We start from the raw sequence: 21,520 nt of genomic DNA, 5'->3' as shown, positions 1-21,520 counted from the left end.
AAAAGATGAACAAAAAACTCTCTTTATGGTTAGCAATTGCGTTAATGATGTTTCCACAAATTGCAGAAACCATTTATAGCCCAGCACTTACTGATATTGCAAACGGCTTTTATGTCAGTGCAAACGAGGCTGGACAAACACTTTCGCTCTATTTCTTTGCATTTGCATTGGGGGTCATTATATGGGGTCGGTTATGTGATGTCATTGGTCGTCGTCCGACAATGTTAGCTGGGTTGTTTATTTATGCTATTGCTTGTCTTGGTGTTTTCATGACACAAGATTTTTCAGTATTACTTGGATTGCGCATGCTTTCCGCTTTTGGTGCTGCGGTAGGCTCGGTCGGCACACAAACCATTATGCGTGATGTCTATAATGGTGATGAGTTAGCAAAAGTATTCTCAGTTATGGGAGCGGCTATCGCCTTAAGTCCAGCAATAGGTATGTTAAGTGGTTCATTATTAGTGAGTTATGCAGGCTACCAAGGTGTATTTAGTGGCCTAGCCTTTCTTGCTGTGATTTTACTGTTATGGAGCACTTTTTCTTTACCTGAAAGCCGTCCTGAAACAGTAAAAACAGCGCCGTTAGGGGAAACTGCAATAAAAATGCTTAAAGATAAGCAAATTGCTAAAACAGTATTATTAATTGTTTTTTTTAATATCAGCCTCTTTGCTTATTATCAGTTAGCACCTTTTATGTTTGATAAACAAGGTTATAGCGCAAGCACTTTTGGATATAGTGGCATTGTGTTAGCAATAGGTGTCGGTATTGGCTCTTATATTAATAAAGCATTATTAAATCATCATTGGTCATGTGGAAGACTAGTTTTACTCGCGAGTTTTATTGCATTAGTCAGTGCTGTGGGTGTTTATTTTTTACGTGACCACATTAGCTTTATTATTCCGATGATGACGAGTGTTATTGCTTATGGCATTGCTATTCCAAATATCTTAGCCACAGCATTAGTACAGTATAAAGATCGCTTAGGTACTGCGGGGGCATTATTAGGCTTGTTCTACTATCTATTAATTGGTGGTGGGCTTGTACTTGCAGGATGGGGACAAAGCTTAGCAATCACCTTACTAATCTGTAGTCTAAGTTCATTGCTACTCTCTTTTTCTCGTCAAACGACAAAATAAAAAGGAATAAACTGACTAATATTACCTTGGTAGACGCTATTCATTGATGATTCTCTTATCCCGTACTAAATGAAAAGTACGGGATTATTTCTAGCAATATTAAGTTTCGTTTTTTGCTGTTAATTCTCAATCAATTTAACTAAGGGTTAATGCTTATTTTGTTAAACAGACAATTCTTAAATTTTTCAAATACCTCAAAAAATGCCTTTATTATCACTTCTTCATTTTCAGCACTTTTTCCTGATATAGCGTTTTATATATTGCAGAATTGAATATTAATAAAGCTAGGGTAGCTTTTTTAGCGTTTATATCTATAAATTTAACAAATGATATATCTTGCCATCGTTTCTAGTAGTGATAATCAAATTGTTCGTTTCGCTATTTCATGGTAAAAAAAACTGTTTATCCATACATAGCTTAAGGAACTGGCGTGATAAAAAAAATCTTAGACATTTTCCCTATTTTTGGGAAAAAAGACGTCGATATTACTGAGAAATATCTCCAAGAATCTCTTGTACTGCTTGCTATATTTGATGAAGGGTTACCTAAACGTGCATTAGATTATGTACTTACAGGCAAAAACCCTGAAATTCTTTTTGAATTAAATAAATTGGATGCAGCAAAAGCAGCCGTTTATTTTCATCGTGCAGGAACATTAGAATGGTGGTATGCCAGTAATGTTGATACAGGAAAATATAGTAAAGTTATCACCCAAGGTCTTAATGCCCGCCATAAGCTCTACTCTAAAGTTGGCGAAAGCTTTTCCTTAGAACAAGCCGCTCGTTATGCAAAAGTCATTGCAGCTGCATGCCAAGATATCAATATCAAAGTGACAACAACTGAAGTGCCAACTTGGGTTATTTACCTGTTAGTTGATGCGTTTTACACCACTTATGATAATGCACGTAATCTTAATTTAGAGCATCGTAAACATTGGAGTATGGAATTTATCGCTAATATGGTCGAAGCAGAGGCCAATATTCCAGGCGAAAATGCATTATTTGCAGTATTCGATAGAAAAGATATCTCTGAATATTATGCTTCTAATCTTAAACGTATTTATGAACTTCATGATTTAAAAGATTATCTACTTTCACATCAAGAATTTATTAGAACAGAATTAATCGAAAAACTGTCAGCAAATGGTTTAGTTGAGCTAATTAACTATCTAAATAAAAATACGATATTACGCGATACTTTTGCAGATATTATTGTTTTACTTGCCACCAGCAGTTTAAAAACAGTAAAAAAAGCCGCAGAACCTATTTTGAATACCTTACCGGCTGAAATTGTAAAAGAAAATTTAACTCATGTTTTAATGAATGGTACACCAAAACAACGTACACAAGCGGCTGATTTATTTGCTCGCCAAGGTGAAAACCGTGATGTGCTTGAAGAAGCGTTAAAACATGAAACCTCAAAAGCAGTCATCAAAAGCATTGAAAGTGCCCTACAACGTTTTAGCGTTGTTGATAACGCAAACACCGTTGATGCCATCGAAGCGCCTGATTTTACACCATTAGAAGATACGCCATTACCTGATAGTGCCCGTGATATTATGGTCAATAACTTCAATGAGATGTTAGCTAAAGCGAAAGAAAATGCTGAATGCGAAATTGAAGAAAATAAAACATCGAAGCACTCTTATAATTGGGCACAACGTCATTATAAAGATTTATCTAAGATTGATGAAAAACAATGTCGTGCATTAGTTGATAAACTCAATAGTGGGCAAGGCACTATTCAGTCGAATGAAATCCAAATTATTAAACACAAAAATCGTATTCCTAATTTGCCAGAATACACATTCTTCCATGCTGTGCGGGTGATAACTAACAACCGCCAACATGCCGATCACTTCTCCTCTCACTACTTTAATGGTGATATTCCTGAGCGTTTATTTAGTGATATTGAATTACGACAAGTTGAAAATGTATTAGAAAGATGTAGCTTCAAACGCGCAGCCCGTGTCACAGCGGCACTATGCTTAGAATCTTATCAAGATGGTTTACGCCGTTTTCGTAAACCAGAACAAGTTTGGCCTTTCTTCTCTCAGCATACTGATTATATTGCTGAAGCTCTAAACTTAATGCCAAACCAAAGCGAACATCGCTATCGTCAATTTGAAACATCACAAGGTATTGAAGTATTAGGTCGTTTCCCAACAATTCCTGCACAATTTATTCCGCGCATCATGGAATTGGCATTAGGTGAAAACAAAACACACCGCGTTTCTGCACAAAAGTTATTAGAAACACTGCCTAATATTCATTTAAGTGCACAAGAAGGATTAACCTCTAGTAAACAAGAGATCCGTGTTACAGCCATTGAATGGCTAGCTCGCTTAAATAATCCGGATTCCTTACCTGCGCTTAATACCTTATTGAAAAAAGAGAAACGCGAAGTAGTACGAGCCTCTTTACTCACTGCATTAGAGCAATTAGGTGAAGACATTTCGAGCTACTTATCGCCAAAAACGTTATTAGCAGAAGCTGAAAAAGGCCTTAAAGCCAAAGCACCAGCAAGTCTTGCTTGGTTTAATTTTGAGGCAATCCCTGCATTAACATGGGAAAACAAGAAAGCGGTTGATCCTGCGATTATTCGTTGGTGGATTATTCTGGCAGTAAAATTAAAAATGCCAGGAGGCAACGCGCTATTACAACGTTATATCGGCCTGCTTTCTACAGATAGCCAACATAAACTTTCTAGCTTTATTCTACATACCTTCGTTGCTCAGGATATTAAAGGGCCATCACTGGAAGAAGCCATGGTAGAAGCGCAACGTGAAGCGCCGGGACGTTTAAGTAATTATCAAAACTGGGCTAAACGTTATCCTGAATATTATGCTAAATATGAAAACTTCACATTAGAACAAGTGGTTGAAGAGATTAAAAACGAGGTATTACGTCGTTATTTAGGCTCAGCAATCAGTGATAAAGGTATACTTGCGCTTATCTGTGGTATTGAGGGTCATGTTGCGGTATCTGTACTACGCAACTATATGCGCGATCATTATCAGCGTCGTGCTCAAATTGAAGCGATGATTGATGCGGTTGCTTCAAGCAATGATCCTATTATCATCCAGCTTCTTCTTTCGTTATCTCGTCGCTATCGCACTGCATCTGTTCAGGAAAAAGCCCGTAATTTAGTTACGCAAATCGCAGAGCGTAATGGCTGGAGTGCAGATGAATTAGCCGATAGAACTATTCCAACCGCAGGTTTTGATGATACTGGAACACTAGTGCTGGAATATGGTGAACGTATTTTCACTGCAAAAATGGATGCCAAACAAAAACTTGTTCTGTTTAATCCAGAAGGTAAAGAGGTTAAAGCGTTGCCTGCTGCGCGCAAAAATGATGATGCAGAGCTGATTAAAGAAGCAAAAAAACTTTTCACTTCAAGTAAAAAAGAACTTAAACAAGTTATTGAATTACAAAGTGTGCGTTTATATGAAGCTATGTGTGCTCAACGTCAATGGTTAAGTGCAGATTGGCAAGAATATATTTTAGCTCACCCAATTATGCATAAATTAATCGAACAATTAGTTTGGCAGGAAGTTAAAGATGGCGAAGTGATCAATACGTTCCGCCCTTCTGATGATGGCGCATTACTTAACCTTGAAGATGACGAAGTCACTTTACAAAACGATTCATTTATTCAATTAGCCCACGCGGCATTAGTTAATGAAGATGAACGTAAAGCATGGATCGCGCATTTTAAAGATTACAAAGTGAAGTTTTTATTCTCACAAATGGAACATAAAATCCCAGAGTTAGATCTAACGCAAACAGAAGTTGAAGATCGAAAAGGCTGGATCACTGACACCTTCACTTTACGCGGTATTTTAACCAAAATGGGTTATCAGCGTGGCCCAGCAGAAGATGGAGGCTCGTTCTCCCACTATTACAAATTCTTCTCTAGTTTAAACTACTACGTCAACATCGGTTTCAGTGGTAGCTATGTGCCAGAGGAAAACATTCCTGCCGTCTTATTCGATTTAAGTTTTGAGAAAAATCAGCAAGATTACTGGGATCGCAATAATGTTGAGCTAAAAGAAGTTCCGCCAATTTTATTAGCTGAAAGCTATGCTGATTATCTAAAAATCGCTGAAGCTTGTGCAGGATTCGATCCTGAATGGGAAAAGAAAACACCTTGGTAATAATTAGGGATAACTAGGAAAGAATATGGCTAAAAAAGCACCCGCAGAACAACAAGCAATCAGGGAAAGTGCTGAGGTTCGATTTGCTCAAGAGTTAGAGCGTTTAACAAAAGCAGATGTAAATAATCCTAAACCACAAGGATGGCTTCGCTCTCCTCGTGCTGTACGCCAATTTATTTTAGGTGATGATGCATTAGGTATCACACCTAAGTTTTTCGGCGACGATGCCTTGGTTGATCGCGCAATTGTCACATTATTAGGCAAGCAAGGTTTAATGCTAGTTGGTGAGCCAGGTACAGCAAAATCAATGCTCTCAGAGCTTTTTGCTGCCGCCATCAGCGGTGATTCAGGATTAACTATTCAAGGCACTGCGGGCACTACAGAAGATCACATCAAGTACTCATGGAACTATGCGTTGTTATTAGCAGAAGGCCCAACGGAGCGCGCTTTAGTGGGATCGCCACTTTATCAAGGTATGTTACAAGGTAAAATTGTTCGCTTTGAAGAGATAACCCGTTGTCCCCCTGAAATTCAGGATGTACTGGTTTCTTTGATGTCAGAAAAACAGTTAATGATCCCCGAAATGGGTGATGGTGCGCGTATTAGTGCAAAACCTGGGTTTAACCTTATCGGTACAGCAAACTTACGTGATCGTGGTGTCCACGAAATGTCTGCCGCATTAAAACGTCGTTTTAATTTCGAAACGGTAAAACCCATTCGTGATCCGGCATTTGAAATCAGCTTAATTCAATCACAGCTAGAAAATGAATTAGGCTCTTTAGCTAATGAAGTGACGGTACCTGTTGATGTAGTGGAATTACTGGTAACCACATTCCAAGAATTACGTTCAGGTAATACACAAGATGGCGGTAATATCAAAACCCCTGATGCAGTTATGTCTACCGCAGAAGCGGTGAACATTGCTTATGCTTGTGCCTTAGAAGCACATTATTTAGGTGATGGCGTAATGAATGCTGGTGCGATTGCACGCCAATTAATCGGTGTTGTATTAAAAGATAATGCTGATGATATTAAACGTATTCGTTATTACATGGACAATGTAGCTAGAGAACGCGCAAGAAACAGTAAAGAGTGGAAAGCGTTCTTTGATGCATCAAAAGAGTTTTGGCAATAACACGCTGAGATTAATTGCTACACAATAAATACGTTATTTATCAATTAAAGGCAGAGTTTACTGACTCTGCCTTTTCACCCAGAAAAGGGATCGACACGGTGACGCTACCTTCAATACCTTTGCCAGAAAGAATTGACCAAGCACGACTGAAATGGACGTCGTTACAGCAACAACATCTCTATTTTGCCCCTGTACGCCATCACAGCCCCGCTTGTTCTTATGCTGTTTTATCACTAATTAATTCGGTAAAGCCTGACTATATATTAATTGAAGGCCCTGATACCTTTAATTCTCTTATTCCAAGCCTGACTGATAAAGACACCCTGCCTCCGGTGGCTATTATGGGGCAAGCAGAATATTTGCATAATGATGGTAACCAAGAAGAGCGAGAAAAATCACTGCACTCTGCCTATTTTCCATTTTGTGAATATTCTCCTGAATGGCAGGCATTACGAGTTGGTTTACGCATCAATGCAAAAACACGCTTTATCGATTTGCCATGGGCGGCTCAAGTTAATAACGAAGAGTATAGTGATTCACAAAGTCGCAGCTTACAAAAAGAACGTTATTTAGCCCATAGCCAATTTATTGCACAATTAGCCAAAAAATGTCATTGCCGTGATCATGATGATGTTTGGGAGCATCTTTTTGAGCTACGCAACATTGAAGCTTTAGCTGATTGGCAAGCCCTCTTTAATGATACCTTTATTTGGTGTGCTCTTGCGCGTCTTGATTATGAGCCAGAAGTACTTGAATCAGAAGGTTCTTCGCAACGTGAAGCACATATGCTCACTCATATTAAAACCATCAAACAACAAGAGCCCAATGCCAAGATTTTAATTGTAACAGGAGGATTTCATACCCTTGCATTAATTGAAGGTCTAGCTGATTCACAATCTCAATCTTTCGCCATTTCTAGCACAGAGCAAAAACAATTCACTAAAATGCAAAGAATGGCCGAAAAAGAACAAGCTTGGCTTATTCGTTACAGTTTTGACAGATTAGATGCACTTAATGGCTATGCTTCTGGTATGCCATCTCCGGCTTTTTATCAACAAGTTTGGCAAAGTTTGATGCTACAACATCATGATAAATTAGAAAATAATGCTCTTGCTAAACAGCCAACACAAATTTATCGCAATAAAATGGGGATCGCATTTTTAAGCTCAGTGGCTCAATCTATTAGAGAAAAACAATTTGATAATCCACCTAGCTATTTAGCCGTAAAACTGGCTGCCGAGCAAAGTTTACGCCTTGCTTTACTTAGAGATCATGCTGGTATGGGTCGCTATGATTTGCTTGATGGTTTACAAAGTGCCTTTATTAAAGGCAGTTTAGATGATAGCCAAAGCGAGTTATGGACAGAAATTAAAACCTGTTTTTCCGGCTATCTATTAGGCAAAATTCCATTAGGTACAGCAACACCACCGTTGGTAAATGAAACCTATGAACGTGCCAGAGGTTTTCGTTTTAAACTTGATGATACATTAGCAAAAACCACTAAATGCGATGTTTACCGCAACCCTCAACATCGCTTAAGAAGTCGTTTTTTACATTTACTGGCTTTCTTAGAAATCCACTTTGCACATCGAATCAATGGCCCTGACTTTCTTTCTGGTCATCAATTGGATTTATTGTTTGAAGAGTGGCAATACGCTTGGACACCCAATGTGGAAGGAGAGCTGATTTCATTATCAGAGAAAGGCTCACAACTTGAAGCTATCGCCTTAACTAAGTTGTTATCTATGGAAAAACAGCTTGAAGAACAAGGCCAAGGTCGCTCAAGTCAAAGTGCTGTCACTTTATTAACACAAGCAGCATTAATAGGCCTCCACCAGCGCATTCCATCACTCTTTAAACTATTAGATAGCTATATTCAGCAAGATTTTCGCCTTGAGTCATTAACTCAATGTGGACATAAATTGATCCATTTATGGCGAGGTCGTCAATACCTTGATATTACTGATGAGCTAGCACTGGAAAATCGACTACATCACGTTATCCCTCAAGCATTTTTTTGCTTAGAACAACTCGCTCAAGGTGATGAACAACAACAAGAAAGCAATTTACAAGCTTTGCTCTCTTTACGTGAACTGATTGAATTTATGCCATCACTCAATAATCCTCATGATTACAAAAGCGATTTCTATCAGCAACTTAATCGCCTTGATGGTCAACTAGATGCAGTTCCTTTATTAAAAGGTGCTGTTGATGCATTGCGCTATTTAGGCTCATATATTGATGAAACCACGCTGACAAACGCATTAAATGCCACGTTTAGTACAGGAAGTTCTCCTGAACAAGCTATTGGTTATTTTGTCGGGATTATGCGAACAGCACCAGAGCTTGTGATCCGCTTACCTTTATTGGTTGATCACTTAAATACCCTGTTACAACAATGGGATGAAGAGCGTTTCATTCAGATCTTACCTGATCTGCGTTTTGCATTTAGCCAACTTAATCCCAAGCAAAATGCAGAGCTTGCACAATATATTGCCAACGATATTGGTTTAGATACACAAGCGTTATCATTATGGCAGTCAGAATTTAGTGCCAAACAAATGATTGAAGCCACTAAACTCAATCAAAAACTGCAACAGCGTATAACAGAGCAAGGCATAATTTCTTGGTTTGATACTAAGAAAGCAGAGAAAGGAGACAATGCCTATGAGTCAGCATAATGGCGATATGCCTGAAGATAAAATACAACAAGCAAAACGCTGGCGCCTGATTTTAGGTCAATATGCGGATGATGCTCTTGGGCAAGCGACTTTTAATGCTGATGATTTAAAAGTTGAACGTACACTCGACTTTCTCTATCGCCGAGAATATCAGCGCCGAGGGCTTCGCCAAGAGCGAGGACGCCATGGTTCACTCGATGCATCGCAACTTACTGCGGTAAACTGGCTAAATCAAGCACGTAAGCTATTTCCTAATAGCACCTTTGAACGTATGCAATCACAAGCTATTGAACGTTATCAAATCAGTAGCTTTCTTAAAGATCCTAATACGTTAAAAGCAATGGAGCCCACAAAAGCGTTAGCCAAAACACTATTAAGCTTACGTGGACGAATGAGCGAAGAAACACGAGATGCTGTTAAAACTATTATTCGCAAAGTGGTTGAAGATATTTTACGTCAAATTCGTAATAATTTTCGCCAATCATTAACGGGACGTCGTAATCGCTTTAGACGCTCTTTGGTGCCTAATAGTCGCAACTTTGATTGGCGCGCAACTATTGCTGCAAATTTAAAACATTACGATACCCAAAATCGTCGCTTAGTCATTGAAACACCTTATTTTAACTCACGGATGCAACAACATTTTCCGTGGGATGTTATTCTCTGCGTTGACCAAAGTGCGTCAATGTCTAGTTCCATTATGTATGCTGCTGTTTGTGCCAGTATTTTAGCTTCATTGCCTGCCGTTAAAGTCTCTTTAGTGGTTTTTGATACTCAAGTTGTCGATTTATCTCATTTAGCAGACGATCCTGTTGAGGTTTTAATGACTGTACAATTAGGAGGCGGTACTGATATTGCTGGTGCAATGCAATACTGTGAAAGTTTAGTCAAAAACCCTAAACGTACCGTTATTTCACTAATCAGTGACTTTGAAGAAGGTGGCTCATTAAACCGATTATTAGATTGCACACAACGTCTTAATAGCCAACAAGTTAAATTATTAGGGCTTGCGGCACTTGATGATGAAGCTCAACCTGTTTATGACTCTGCGATTGCACAAAAACTTGCGGACAGAGGTATGCAAGTTACCGCCTTAACACCAGAACATTTCGCACAATGGCTAGCAGAGGTAATGCAATGAGTTGGCAAACCGTTTACTTTCATTACGATGAAGATGCGCTCACTGTATTTGCTAATGCAGGATTATTAAGACGCGCAAGAAAAGACGTTGATAACGAAAAAGTATCACTCACTGATGCCAATACAGGGCAATTCAGTAGTGATGGACAAAGTGTTGTTTTACACGAAGCAGGTATTCAACAAGCCAGTTGCGATTGCTCTGCATCTGGTTGCTGTAAACATATTTTAGCCGCCGTTTTATGGCTACAAGCTAATAATAATGCTGATAATTCAAATAACGATAATAGTGATGAAATATCATCAGAAACCATTACTGAACCTGTTGAAATCATCCCTCTGCTACCCACATTATTTGCTCTTGATCCAGAAGCATTAATCAAAAAAGCGGGTAAACCAGCCTGTCGGACAGCAATTAAATTAATTGAGCAATGGGAAAATATAACATTCAATCTAGAAGACACAGGAATTCAGTTAAAAATTCAACTTCCTGATGTTGATGAGCCTGTTATTTTCTTACAAGCGAGTGGTTACGATGGCATGTTATCACCATTTTCCGACTCACATAAAAAAGCCTTTCATCTTGCTATCGTGGCTAAATTATTTGAGCAATACACGAAACCTTGGGCATGGCCTGAAGATTTAATGACGGTGCAATCTTCTAAACGTCCCCTGAATGATGAAGAAATAGCGCTAATTAATACCATTGAACAATTTATTTATGATTTATTACGCCAAGGGCTATCACATATTAGCTTAAGCAGTGCCACACAGTTGCACTTATTAAATATGTCCGCTCGAGCAGAAGGTTTACCTCGTTTAGCGTCTTATTTACGAACATTAAGCACTCAAGTCAAACTGTTGGCAGAAAGACATTTCACCATGGATGAAAGCAATGTCTTGCGTTTATTAGCCCATATTTCTGCCTATCTATTCCAATTATCTAATGCGACACCAGAACAGTTAAAAGTGTTACGAGGGCAACTTCGTCGTCAATATGATGATAAAAAAAATAGCCTTTCTCTTATTCCGGTTGGGGCAAATTGGTGGACAGCACAAAGTGGCGCATTAGGAGCAACGTTTACCTTTTGGGATAGCGAAGAAAAACAGTTATTACAAGCGACACAAGCGCGCCCTAATCAGCTCGATACCTTGTTTAATCGTTATGGTGTTTGGAACAGTTTGTCATTATGGAAACAAACTGCGGATAAATTAATGCGTCGTCCTTTTTTATTACAAGAGCCTCGTATTTCTGATGAAGGAAAACTCGCCACTATTGGTGATAGTTTTGCTCAAAATCAAGCAGACTTTCTTGATATGACGGACTACAACAATTTACAAACTGAGCTAGGCATCAATAATTGGCGAGATTTGCCCGATTACTTTGCCCATCAAACAGAAGGTTTTCTTTCCCCTCTTGTTTTGCATATCAAAAACTATAAACCTTTAATTTGGTATGAAGTAGAGCAATGCATAATTTGGGAAGTGTCAGATAATCATGAGAATTCAGCATTCTTGCGCCTTTATTGGGAAGGAACAACACAAAATAATCTAGAAGAGTTGCGCTTTCTTACCAAAAAAGAGTTAGAAATTGTCGCAATCACGGTGCAACCCGTTCGACGTGATCTCAATATAGACTTGTTACCAACGACTATTTGGATCAAAACAGAAAAAGGCATTGAACTGTTTTATCTCGATTTTGACCAATTTCCACGTAAGAAAAAACAATCAGGCTTTATTAGCCGTATTCAAGAATATATGGCTAAACGTAAGCAACAAACAGCAATGCATCACAGTGAACCGACTCTAGCACAAAAGTTCTGTCGCCCTATTTTATCGGTATTAGAAGCTCAAGCGTGTACTGGACGGGAATTACTTTCAGAAATGCAAAAAGAGCAATTAGAAATAAGCAAACATACCGCAGATGATTTAGGAATGACATTAATAGCTGATCAATTGGCTTATTATTTGGCGTTAACTTCCCGCGACTCACGGACGTTATTACAGTTAATTTGGCTATGCGATAATCTGCAACAATTACAAAGTCCGTTACCTATTCAACTTAACGAATAATTGGTATTAGCGAAAAAAAGCTATCTCTCAAATTAAAGAGAGATAGCTTTTAAGATAAGAATAAATAATGGGTTTATGCTGGATTATCAATATCAACAAATGTCACATCTAAATGATGTGTTTGAGCCAGCCATTCACCTAATGCTTTAATACCATAACGCTCTGTTGCATGATGCCCAGCAGCAAAGAAATGAACCCCCATTTCTCTTGCGATATGAATTGTCTGTTCTGAGACTTCACCTGTCACAAAAGCATCTACACCTTGCTCTGCAGCATCTTGAATAAAGCCCTGTCCGCCGCCCGTACACCAAGCAATATTACGAATAGTTTCAGGGGCATTATCACCACAATGTAATACATTGCGTTGTAACGCTTTTTCTAAACGTTCTTTTAATTCAAGAGGTGTTAAAGGTAAATCAAATACGCCTTTAGGCAATAAAGGTAATATTTCACCTTCAACTTTAACCCCCATTTTTAATGCTAATTGAGCATTGTTACCTAAGATTGGGTGAGCATCTAACGGCAGGTGATAACCAAAAAGATTAATGTCATTGCAAAGTAATGTCTTTAAGCGGTTACGCTTCATTGAACGAATAACAACGGGCTCATTTTTCCAAAAGTAACCGTGGTGTACTAAAATTGCATCAGCGTTTAATCGTACTGCTTCATCGAGTAATGCTTGGCTTGCAGTCACACCCGTGACTATTTTTTGAATATGAGGGCGTCCTTCGACTTGAAGTCCATTAGGCGCATAATCTTGAAAGTTCTCAATGCTTAACTTCTCATTAATCACTAATTCCAGATCAGTATTCTTCATTTCATTTATTTCCCTGTTATCACGAATACCACTATTTATATAACAATAGTAAAAATAGCAATAGGTTAGTGGCATTCGTTTAAATGACTCATTATTGTTTATTGTAACGTAAAAATTGAAGATTATTTGAAGTTAAGAAAAAACGAGAAGATAGCATTACAAAAATGCTTAAAAAAGAGGAATAAAAATAACGCCTACTTATGTAAGCGTTATTTTGATGTTCTGTTATTTGTGGCTATTTAATGCCACTTCTGATTTTGCCAGCCAAACTGGTTTATCACTTGTTTTAGACCATACACGGTGTATATAGCTATAAAATTGTGCACGTTTAGGATGGAAAACCATAACAGGAAATGCCGCAACACCTAGCGCAACAGCACCAGTACGACGGGCCAAAACATGTTTTTTTGTATATTCGTTATAAGCTGGCATAGTGCTCTCCTGTATAGAGATTAATTTGATGTTGAAATTTTACCTCATTAGATGAAATTTTACTACTGATCAGACCACTCAATTCGTGCGAAAAATCACCTTTATTTTGCTTGATATGTAATTAAATTTCATAATAGAAACAAAAATGAAACATAAATGACACAATTGTTAACGGAATTAGATCGGTATTTTTACTTAATAAAAGTTGTAGTAAATAATTTAGAGGATAAATTATCAAAAAAGAAAAAATCAAATAAGAGAAGAGAAGAGAAGAGAAGTAGAATATTCAAGAATGCAGGTTTTAGTATTAACAACATAGATCTGCTACTAAATAATATACGACTGAATAATACATTTAGCAGTGAGTAATGAAGTATTTATTCAGGAAAATCAAGAAAATCAACGTCCATTGAATGATGGATAAGGCGAGCGATAAATAAGGCATCATTTTTTGGTAGATAATAAATTGAGTGTTTTTTAAACTCAAATCGTCTCATGCCATCACACACCCAATTGCACTCTCGCCCAATCCAAGGTGCTCGAGCAAGTAGCTCAAATGTCTGTTTTAACTCATTATGGTATTTTTTTGCCTGAGTTACACCAAATTGCTGAATGGTATAACGTGCAATTTGATAAATATCTTCTTCTGCTAATTTAGAAAGTTTATACATTTAAGTCCTTTTCAGCTCTTGTAAAAATATCATCCATGTTATTTTCACTTTCTGGTGAATTCACACCATCTAGTACCATTTTACGAATTATTTGGATCCGTTCTTCTCTGATTTCCATCATACGTAAAGCATCTCTGATTACCTCGGAGGTATTTCCATAACGTCCTGAATTAATCATTTCACCAACAAAATCATTAAAATGTTCACCCAAAGTTACGCTAGTTACTCGTGCCATAAATCCTTCCTACATTGTATTACTTAGTAATACAACAGTAGCAATAAATTTATTAATTTGCCATCTAATACCATAAAAAAACACCCCACTATTGAAAACCAATTTTGAGGTGTCATCAGTAAATAGAGAATTTTATAGCTTAAAATACCCTGAACTTATTTCTTAACTGCTTTACCTTTACCACGTAGGGTTTCGGTTAATCCTTTCAGGAAATATCTTACAAGCTGATCGCCACAATTACGGTAGTTTTTATGCCCTGGTTTACGAAATACAGCACTTAATTCAGGCTTAGAAACACGGAAATCCGCAAGCTCATAAATATTTAGAATATCCACATCTTTTAATTCAAAAGCGACACGCAGTTTTTTTAGGATAATGTTATTTGTGATACGCTTTTCAACTTCAGGTGCTGGGAAGTTTTCATCTTTTCCACGACGATAAAAAATTAGTCCATTTAAAAAATGTCCCATCGCATTATCGTCACACTCGACAAATTCAGGTTCATCGTCTTTTTTCAGCCAGCTATTTACTAACTCTTTTGTAACTGTAAAATCAGCCAATTTCATGATTTCAACAACATGTGCATCACTTAGATCCAGCATGTAGCGTACACTTCGTAAAACAAAATTATTTTGCATTGTATTGATTATCCACTCTATTTTTAATTCTAAATCAACCTCAATGATGGATATCAATGCTGTGATCTAAAAATATTCAATAATTAAAAAAATACACTCTACCTTTGGGTAGAGTGTATTCTATATAAATAGTTTATTGCACTAACTTATTTGTTAGCAAAAACATTATTTACTATTTCAATCGCTTCTTTTTCAATTAATTCACGATGCTCAGGGCCTCGGAAGCTTTCACAGTAAATCTTATATGCTTCTTCAGTACCAGAAGGACGAGCAGCAAACCAACCGTAATCAGTCATCACTTTTAAGCCACCAATAGATGCGCCATTACCTGATGCATGTGTTAAACGTGCAGTAATCGGATCGCCTGCTAATGTGCTTGCAGTCACCATTTCAGGTGATAAGCGTGACAACAGCGCTTTTTGTTCATGAGTTGCTGATGCTTGAATACGATTATAGCTTGGTGAACCAAAGCGTTGTGCTAATTCGTTGTAATGCTCTTGCGGATCTTTGCCTGTTACCGCTTTCATTTCAGCAGCTAATAGACATAAAATGATGCCGTCTTTATCGGTTGACCATGGTTTGCCATTAAACCGTAAGAAAGATGCACCTGCGCTTTCCTCACCACCAAAGCCAAACTCACCACTAAATAAACCTTGAACAAACCATTTAAAGCCAACTGGTACTTCAACAAGTTCACGACCTAAATCTGCCACAACACGATCAATCATTGCACTTGAAACCAGTGTTTTACCCACTTTTACATCTTGAGCCCATTGTGGACGATGACGGAAAAGATAGTTAATTGCAGCCGCTAAGTAGTGGTTAGGATTCATTAAACCAGACGGTGTCACAATACCATGGCGATCGTAATCAGGATCGTTAGCAAAAGCTAAATCGAATTTATCACGCAGTTGTAATAGACCTTCCATTGCCCAAGGTGATGAACAGTCCATCCGAATAACGCCATCATGATCGAGCGTCATAAAACGGAATGTCTGATCGACTTGATCGTTAACTAATTCAAGATCAAGGCCATAATATTCACCAATGCGTTTCCAGTACTCGATACCAGAACCACCTAATGGATCAACACCTAATTTTAAGCCTGCTTTCTTAATGGCTTCCATATCAACAACGTCACCTAACGCTTTGACATAAGGCATAATTAAGTCTTGAGCTTCAATATAATCACTCGCCAAGGCTTCATCATAAGAAAGACGTTTGATCCCTGCTAAATTACTTTCAAGCAGTTCATTAGCACGTTTTTCAATAACAGAAGTTAAATCGGTATCAGCAGGCCCGCCATTTGATGGGTTATATTTAATACCGCCATCTTCAGGTGGGTTATGTGATGGCGTGATCACAATACCATCAGCAATATCTTGATGTGCATCGTTGTAAGTCAAAATAGAAAAAGAGACTGCCGGTGTGGGTGTATAGCCATTATTTTCTTGAATAATCACTTTCACTTTATTAGCAGCGAGTACTTCTAAAACAGAAATAAATGCAGGCTCTGACAGTCCATGAGTATCTTTACCCACGTAACATGGCCCTGTTACTCCATTTTTTGCACGTACTTCAGCAATAGCTTGTGCAATTGCCAAAATATGGGCTTCATTGAAGCTATGGCGATTTGCACTTCCGCGATGGCCAGATGTACCGAACTTCACACGATGAGCATTAATGCTAGCTTGTGGTTTAAGTGAATAATATTGCGACGTTAATTGTGCCACATTAATCAGATCACTTTGACAAGTATGCTGCCCTGCTCTTGGATGAATTGCCACAAATCTTCTCCTATTTGACATCACAAGCACGCTTTAAACAAAAGCCTTTGCAATGCATCAATTAACAATAGTGGTTAGATAGTTCCACACACCTTATCAATCTCATTCGCAGGGAATTGCATATCCTGCATGATGCTTTGTACCATTGTTCTTTTACGCTCTGTATTGGAGTTAGTAATAACCCAAAATGGCGTGCCTGAAATATGGCGCGGTTTTGTATGACGTCCACTATCGAGTAATGTTTGTTCATCACCAGCAAAATAGATGCGTGTTCGTCCATGTACTGTTTCAGCAGATTGAGTAAAAGTAGCACTATCTAGGCTATATAACGTAGAAAGGATCTGTAAAAAACGATCAACTGATTTTGTTTTTTCTGCATAGCTGTCAGATAACAACAGTTCTCGCATTTCACGGACCGGATTTTTTGCTGGTGTAATCGATTTAGGTTCAGCTTCCTGTTTAATAACAGGTGCTTGTACTGACTCAGTGACAACGACTGGCTGTACGGGCTGTTTGGCATCAAGCTTCAGTAGACGCCTTAAAATATCTGAAGCGCTTTCACCGATATGTCTAGTTTCGCTAGCAATATAGCGGTAAAGTTCGTCATCAATTTCTATCTTTTTCATTGCTACCCAGTACTGTTTTCAAAAAAAAGTAATTAGGATTATAAGATATAATCTTTAAAAACAAAATAGGTAAAATTTCAATAACTTAAAGAAGATCTATACAAGATCCAGCCATTTCAATGGCTAAGCTTGGTATTTATCCTATTGTTTATCTCGGTATCATCTTCTATTCTTTGAACTTATTCAAACAAAGCCTGCTTCAAATACCGCCTTCTCACACTACACCAACCATCAAATAATATAAAATTCTAAATATTTATTTTTGAGCAATATCAAGATTTCAACTTTTTAAATAAGTTTAGAATAAATATCTAGATAATGTCACTTATCTAGTTTTTTATAAATTTCCCTTATCAATTATTTCTGCTCTTAATCACTCACGCATATTATTACGATAAGTTGGCTTAGCACCTTGTGCATGTCATCATAGAAAAAATCGCAATTATTTTTTGGTCATTAACATGAAACTCAATACATTATTAAATTATCAATTACATCAACCTGAAACAGCACCTGCATCCGATTTACCTATTGTTTTGATCCACGGTCTTTTTGGTGACTTAAATAATTTAGGCATATTAGGGCGAGATCTACGCAAAGACCACTCCGTGATCCAAATTGACGTGCGTAATCATGGACATTCTCCTCATAGCGAAAGTATGAACTATCAAGATATGGCACAAGATGTACTTACATTACTTGATAGTTTACATATCTCAAATGCCATCATTATTGGGCACTCCATGGGGGGGAAAATAGCAATGACAATGACGGCATTAGCACCAGAGCGAATTGCTCGCATTGTCGTAATAGATATGTCACCTGTAGCTTACAATGTCCGTCGCCACGATAACATTTTTGCGGCACTCGAAGCCGTCACTAAAGCTCAAGTTACACGACGTCAAGATGCATTAGAAATTATGAGTCCCTTTATTAAAGAAGAGGGAGTTATTCAGTTTTTACTTAAATCATTTAAAAGTGGTGAATGGCTATTTAATTTATCTGCAATCAAAAATGCTTATTCAGACATTATTGGTTGGAAAGAAGTTCCTGCTTGGAATTATCCGGTGCTATTTATTCGCGGTGGTTTATCACCTTATATATTAGATGAATACCGTAATGATATTGCACGCCAATTTCCGCAAGCTAGCGCTTTTGTCGTAGCAAATACTGGACACTGGGTACATTCAGAAAAGCCTAGCACTGTTATTAACGCTATTCGTCGTTTTTTATCCAAAGCTTAATTTATTGCCTAAAGTGACGCCATTAAGAAAGTAATAATTTAGCTGAATGTATAATTATTGTACTTAATCACGCAATCTGTCGATAAAAAGACCAAATGACAATAGGTTAAACTCAGGAAGCAGTGGCAGGACGCCACTATGTGGGGTATTATTGGGCGTTTCGCAATTTAGTCATTGGTATACGCCCTTTCACAGCAAAATTTATGGCAAAAGAACAAACTGATCGCACCACACTGGATTTGTTCGCAGATGAACGCAGACCTGGGCGACCTAAAACAAACCCGCTTTCTCGGGATGAACAGCTTAGAATTAATAAACGCAACCAATTAAGACGAGACAGAGTCAATGGTTTACGTCGAGTTGAGTTGAAATTAAATGAGGACGCTGTGAATGCACTTAATGAGTTGGCGACTGCAAGAAATGTTAGCCGTAGCGAGCTTATTGAAGAAATATTACTAGAACAATTGGCGCAAAATCACGCCTTGAAAATACATCAAAATGAGAATAGCTAGCAGCTAAACCACACAAATTCGACAGAATTACACTGCTATTTTCGTCAAAATACGTTTTTTAGTTTTCTATTATGAAAACAAGATGTTTATTTTTCACTAGTAATTGTTCAAACACAGACAAATATACTCTAACTATTTTGAAGTGTGGCTAGGTGGTAAGTAAAGGCGTTACTGGTACATACAAAGTATGTAATTAGTACGAATTAACGTAGCCAACAACGCAACAATTTGAAGTATAACGAATATAGAATAAAAGAGGTTATCTCACTTTATGGCAATCATAGGTATATTCTTCGGCAGTGATACCGGCAACACTGAAAATATTGCCAAAATGCTTCAAGAAAGACTGGGGGCTGATAATGCCGAAGTTCATGATATCGCAAAATCCAGTAAAGAAGATATCGAAGCATTTGATATTCTGTTACTAGGTATTCCTACTTGGTATTATGGTGAAGCACAATGCGATTGGGATGACTTTTTCCCAACACTAGAAGATATTAATTTTGACGGTAAGCTGGTTGCACTGTTCGGTTGTGGCGACCAAGAGGACTATGCAGAATACTTCTGTGATGCAATGGGCACAATCCGCGATATTATTGAACCTCGTGGTGCTGTCATTGTGGGTCACTGGCCAACAGAAGGTTACCATTTTGAAGCCTCTAAAGGGCTTGCAGATGATAATCACTTTATCGGCCTTGCGATTGACGAAGACCGTCAACCAGAATTAACCGAAGAGCGTGTTGATGCTTGGGTTGCTCAAATCAAAGAAGAAATGAGCCTAGATGAAATTTTGGGATAAATAAATACTCAATATTGAGAATGATAATTATTCAATGGTGTGCTAAGATAGTGTGATAGGTAGGGGTGTTTATTTTTAAATATCATGCCTATAATCAATAAGGTTATTTATTCACCCGAGTGTTAATGAATCAACCCTATTAGTGAGCACAAAAATTAAATTCACCATTAGCAACAGGATTAAATCCGCATGACCGACAATAATAAAGCGTTAAAAAATGCTGGGTTAAAAGTTACACTTCCTCGCTTAAAGATCTTGGAAGTGCTCCAGGATCCTGAGTGCCATCATGTCAGTGCTGAAGATCTCTATAAAAAACTCATCGATATCGGTGAAGAGATTGGTCTGGCAACCGTGTATCGCGTCTTAAACCAATTTGACGATGCTGGTATTGTTACCCGACATAATTTTGAAGGTGGTAAATCAGTATTTGAATTAACTCAACAACACCATCACGATCATTTAATTTGTCTTGATTGTGGTAAAGTTATCGAGTTTACAGATGATGCGATTGAAGTGCGCCAAAGAAACATCGCTGAACGTCATGGTATCAAGCTTTCCAATCATAGCCTTTATTTATATGGCCACTGTGCTGAAGGCAATTGTAAAGAAGATAGCCACGCACATGATGAGAAATAATTCATTCTGGATAATCTCTCAGTAAAAAAAAGGAACTGTCTACAGTTCCTTTTTTATTGCCTATGACCCGTCCTAAATAAGGTTGACACTTTTCCAATCTGAAATTGGAGAATGTAATGAAACCAATCACTAAACGGACTCAACGCGATTATTCTCTCGCTTTTAAATTACAGCTTGTTGACCAAGTTGAAAAAGGCGAAATAACCTATAAACAAGCCCAAGATCACTATGGTATACAAGGATGCTCTACTGTTTTAGTTTGGCTTCGTAAGCATGGTAGGTTAGATTGGTCAAACGGTACCCCTGATACTTTTTATAGAGGTTCAGCTATGACCCAATCTTCTAAACAACAAACGCCGGAACAACGCATTAAGATCCTTGAAAAGGAACTTGAAGAAGCTCGGCTTAAATCCGATTTTTTCGAAGCTGTGGTTAAAGTCATGGATAGAGACTTTGGAGTTCGTTTGTCAAAAAAGCGCAAAGCCGAGTTATTAAAGAAAAAACGGTTAAAAACCTCACCGTAACAATTGCTTGCCGTTTTATGCAGATCAGCCGACAGGCTTATTACAAGAGGCTGGATAGAACTGAGGAACGAAAGAAAGCAGATTCGGCCATTATTGATGTTGTTAAATCTGAACGAGTCTTACAACCTCGACTGGGTGGGCGTAAATTACATTTTATTTTAAAGCAAAAACAGATGGTTATTGGTCGTGATCGGCTATTTTCTTTATTGAAAGAACATCAGTTACTGGTGCCTAATAAACGGGCTTATCATCGAACAACCTTAAGCCATCATCGTTTT

General features: G+C 37.9%; 17 protein-coding genes and 1 pseudogene. 11 read left to right on the top strand and 7 right to left on the bottom strand.

The genetic code is table 11. The features are described 5' to 3' along the window. Nucleotides 1–5: 5 nt before the first annotated feature. From GWI68_RS16930 to GWI68_RS16905, 6 genes are all read left to right on the top strand, one after another. Complete coding sequence (locus GWI68_RS16930; RefSeq protein WP_166541031.1) at nt 6–1,136, top strand: multidrug effflux MFS transporter; 1,131 nt, start codon at nt 6–8, stop codon at nt 1,134–1,136. 430 nt (nt 1,137–1,566) lie between these two features. Continuing rightward, nucleotides 1,567–5,295: a DUF4132 domain-containing protein gene (locus GWI68_RS16925; protein ID WP_166541030.1), complete on the top strand. Its 3,729-nt coding sequence runs from the start codon at nt 1,567–1,569 to the stop codon at nt 5,293–5,295. A 25-nt stretch (nt 5,296–5,320) separates the two neighbouring features. Continuing rightward, on the top strand, nt 5,321–6,430 hold the full coding sequence (locus GWI68_RS16920; RefSeq protein ID WP_166541029.1) for an AAA family ATPase: 1,110 nt from the start codon (nt 5,321–5,323) through the stop codon (nt 6,428–6,430). A 98-nt stretch (nt 6,431–6,528) separates the two neighbouring features. Further along, the gene (locus GWI68_RS16915; RefSeq protein ID WP_166541041.1) at nt 6,529–9,111 is read left to right on the top strand and encodes a DUF5682 family protein; all 2,583 of its coding nucleotides are present in this window, start codon (nt 6,529–6,531) and stop codon (nt 9,109–9,111) included. Further along, nucleotides 9,098–10,252 carry a VWA domain-containing protein gene (locus GWI68_RS16910; RefSeq protein ID WP_166541028.1) on the top strand — a complete coding sequence of 385 codons (1,155 nt, stop codon included), beginning with the start codon at nt 9,098–9,100 and terminating at the stop codon, nt 10,250–10,252. The genes GWI68_RS16915 and GWI68_RS16910 overlap by 14 nt, the downstream gene beginning before the upstream one ends. After that, nucleotides 10,249–12,321, top strand: a complete 2,073-nt coding sequence (locus GWI68_RS16905) for an SWIM zinc finger family protein (protein ID WP_166541027.1) — start codon at nt 10,249–10,251, stop codon at nt 12,319–12,321. Before GWI68_RS16910 ends, GWI68_RS16905 begins: the two co-directional genes overlap by 4 nt. A 73-nt stretch (nt 12,322–12,394) precedes the next feature. On the opposite strand, the gene GWI68_RS16900 is transcribed toward GWI68_RS16905, so the two are convergent. The 7 genes from GWI68_RS16900 to seqA form a co-directional block, all read right to left on the bottom strand. Then, on the bottom strand, nt 12,395–13,138 hold the full coding sequence (locus GWI68_RS16900) for a type 2 GTP cyclohydrolase I (RefSeq protein ID WP_166541026.1): 744 nt from the start codon (nt 13,136–13,138) through the stop codon (nt 12,395–12,397). 225 nt (nt 13,139–13,363) lie between these two features. After that, nucleotides 13,364–13,570: a YbfA family protein gene (locus GWI68_RS16895; protein WP_072070216.1), complete on the bottom strand. Its 207-nt coding sequence runs from the start codon at nt 13,568–13,570 to the stop codon at nt 13,364–13,366. A 377-nt stretch (nt 13,571–13,947) separates the two neighbouring features. Further along, complete coding sequence (locus GWI68_RS16890; protein WP_166541025.1) at nt 13,948–14,241, bottom strand: type II toxin-antitoxin system RelE/ParE family toxin; 294 nt, start codon at nt 14,239–14,241, stop codon at nt 13,948–13,950. Then, a complete protein-coding gene (locus GWI68_RS16885; RefSeq protein ID WP_166541024.1) occupies nt 14,234–14,476 on the bottom strand; it encodes a type II toxin-antitoxin system ParD family antitoxin in 243 nt (80 codons plus the stop codon). Before GWI68_RS16885 ends, GWI68_RS16890 begins: the two co-directional genes overlap by 8 nt. A 155-nt stretch (nt 14,477–14,631) precedes the next feature. Then, nucleotides 14,632–15,114: a DUF1456 family protein gene (locus tag GWI68_RS16880; protein WP_166541023.1), complete on the bottom strand. Its 483-nt coding sequence runs from the start codon at nt 15,112–15,114 to the stop codon at nt 14,632–14,634. A 146-nt stretch (nt 15,115–15,260) separates the two neighbouring features. After that, a complete protein-coding gene (pgm, locus tag GWI68_RS16875; RefSeq protein WP_166541022.1) occupies nt 15,261–16,901 on the bottom strand; it encodes a phosphoglucomutase (alpha-D-glucose-1,6-bisphosphate-dependent) in 1,641 nt (546 codons plus the stop codon). Nucleotides 16,902–16,975: 74 nt separating this feature from the next. Beyond that, nucleotides 16,976–17,527 (bottom strand): replication initiation negative regulator SeqA, encoded by a 552-nt coding sequence (gene seqA, locus GWI68_RS16870; RefSeq protein ID WP_072070220.1) that lies wholly within the window; start codon nt 17,525–17,527, stop codon nt 16,976–16,978. A 461-nt stretch (nt 17,528–17,988) separates the two neighbouring features. Here seqA and ybfF point away from each other — a divergent pair, with 461 nt between their 5' ends. The 5 genes and pseudogenes from ybfF to GWI68_RS20515 all read left to right on the top strand — a co-directional run. Then, on the top strand, nt 17,989–18,771 hold the full coding sequence (gene ybfF, locus GWI68_RS16865) for an esterase (protein WP_166541021.1): 783 nt from the start codon (nt 17,989–17,991) through the stop codon (nt 18,769–18,771). A 203-nt stretch (nt 18,772–18,974) separates the two neighbouring features. Beyond that, nucleotides 18,975–19,283: a LexA regulated protein gene (gene ybfE, locus GWI68_RS16860; RefSeq protein WP_109410031.1), complete on the top strand. Its 309-nt coding sequence runs from the start codon at nt 18,975–18,977 to the stop codon at nt 19,281–19,283. A gap of 271 nt (nt 19,284–19,554) precedes the next feature. Next, nucleotides 19,555–20,082 carry a flavodoxin FldA gene (fldA, locus tag GWI68_RS16855; protein ID WP_109410002.1) on the top strand — a complete coding sequence of 176 codons (528 nt, stop codon included), beginning with the start codon at nt 19,555–19,557 and terminating at the stop codon, nt 20,080–20,082. A 189-nt stretch (nt 20,083–20,271) separates the two neighbouring features. Beyond that, the gene (gene fur, locus GWI68_RS16850) at nt 20,272–20,718 is read left to right on the top strand and encodes a ferric iron uptake transcriptional regulator (protein WP_006537692.1); all 447 of its coding nucleotides are present in this window, start codon (nt 20,272–20,274) and stop codon (nt 20,716–20,718) included. A gap of 116 nt (nt 20,719–20,834) precedes the next feature. Next, nucleotides 20,835–21,520, top strand: a pseudogene (locus GWI68_RS20515) (IS3 family transposase); the annotation flags it as partial.

Origin of the sequence: Proteus sp. G2669 (genome assembly GCF_009915245.1) — a bacterium.
GTDB lineage: Bacteria > Pseudomonadota > Gammaproteobacteria > Enterobacterales > Enterobacteriaceae > Proteus.
This window is presented reverse-complemented; position numbering and strand designations above follow the sequence as displayed.

Bases quoted from the DNA above. Each gene is read 5' to 3' on its own strand.
- seqA (WP_072070220.1), bottom strand. From the start codon at position 17,527: ATGAAAAAGATAGAAATTGATGACGAACTTTACCGCTATATTGCTAGC.
- ybfF (WP_166541021.1), top strand. From the start codon at position 17,989: ATGAAACTCAATACATTATTAAATTATCAATTACATCAACCTGAAACA.
- fur (WP_006537692.1), top strand. From the start codon at position 20,272: ATGACCGACAATAATAAAGCGTTAAAAAATGCTGGGTTAAAAGTTACA.
- fldA (WP_109410002.1), top strand. From the start codon at position 19,555: ATGGCAATCATAGGTATATTCTTCGGCAGTGATACCGGCAACACTGAA.
- GWI68_RS16880 (WP_166541023.1), bottom strand. From the start codon at position 15,114: ATGCAAAATAATTTTGTTTTACGAAGTGTACGCTACATGCTGGATCTA.
- GWI68_RS16920 (WP_166541029.1), top strand. From the start codon at position 5,321: ATGGCTAAAAAAGCACCCGCAGAACAACAAGCAATCAGGGAAAGTGCT.
- GWI68_RS16930 (WP_166541031.1), top strand. From the start codon at position 6: ATGAACAAAAAACTCTCTTTATGGTTAGCAATTGCGTTAATGATGTTT.
- GWI68_RS16900 (WP_166541026.1), bottom strand. From the start codon at position 13,138: ATGAAGAATACTGATCTGGAATTAGTGATTAATGAGAAGTTAAGCATT.
- GWI68_RS16885 (WP_166541024.1), bottom strand. From the start codon at position 14,476: ATGGCACGAGTAACTAGCGTAACTTTGGGTGAACATTTTAATGATTTT.
- GWI68_RS16905 (WP_166541027.1), top strand. From the start codon at position 10,249: ATGAGTTGGCAAACCGTTTACTTTCATTACGATGAAGATGCGCTCACT.
- GWI68_RS16890 (WP_166541025.1), bottom strand. From the start codon at position 14,241: ATGTATAAACTTTCTAAATTAGCAGAAGAAGATATTTATCAAATTGCA.
- GWI68_RS16910 (WP_166541028.1), top strand. From the start codon at position 9,098: ATGAGTCAGCATAATGGCGATATGCCTGAAGATAAAATACAACAAGCA.
- ybfE (WP_109410031.1), top strand. From the start codon at position 18,975: ATGGCAAAAGAACAAACTGATCGCACCACACTGGATTTGTTCGCAGAT.
- GWI68_RS16895 (WP_072070216.1), bottom strand. From the start codon at position 13,570: ATGCCAGCTTATAACGAATATACAAAAAAACATGTTTTGGCCCGTCGT.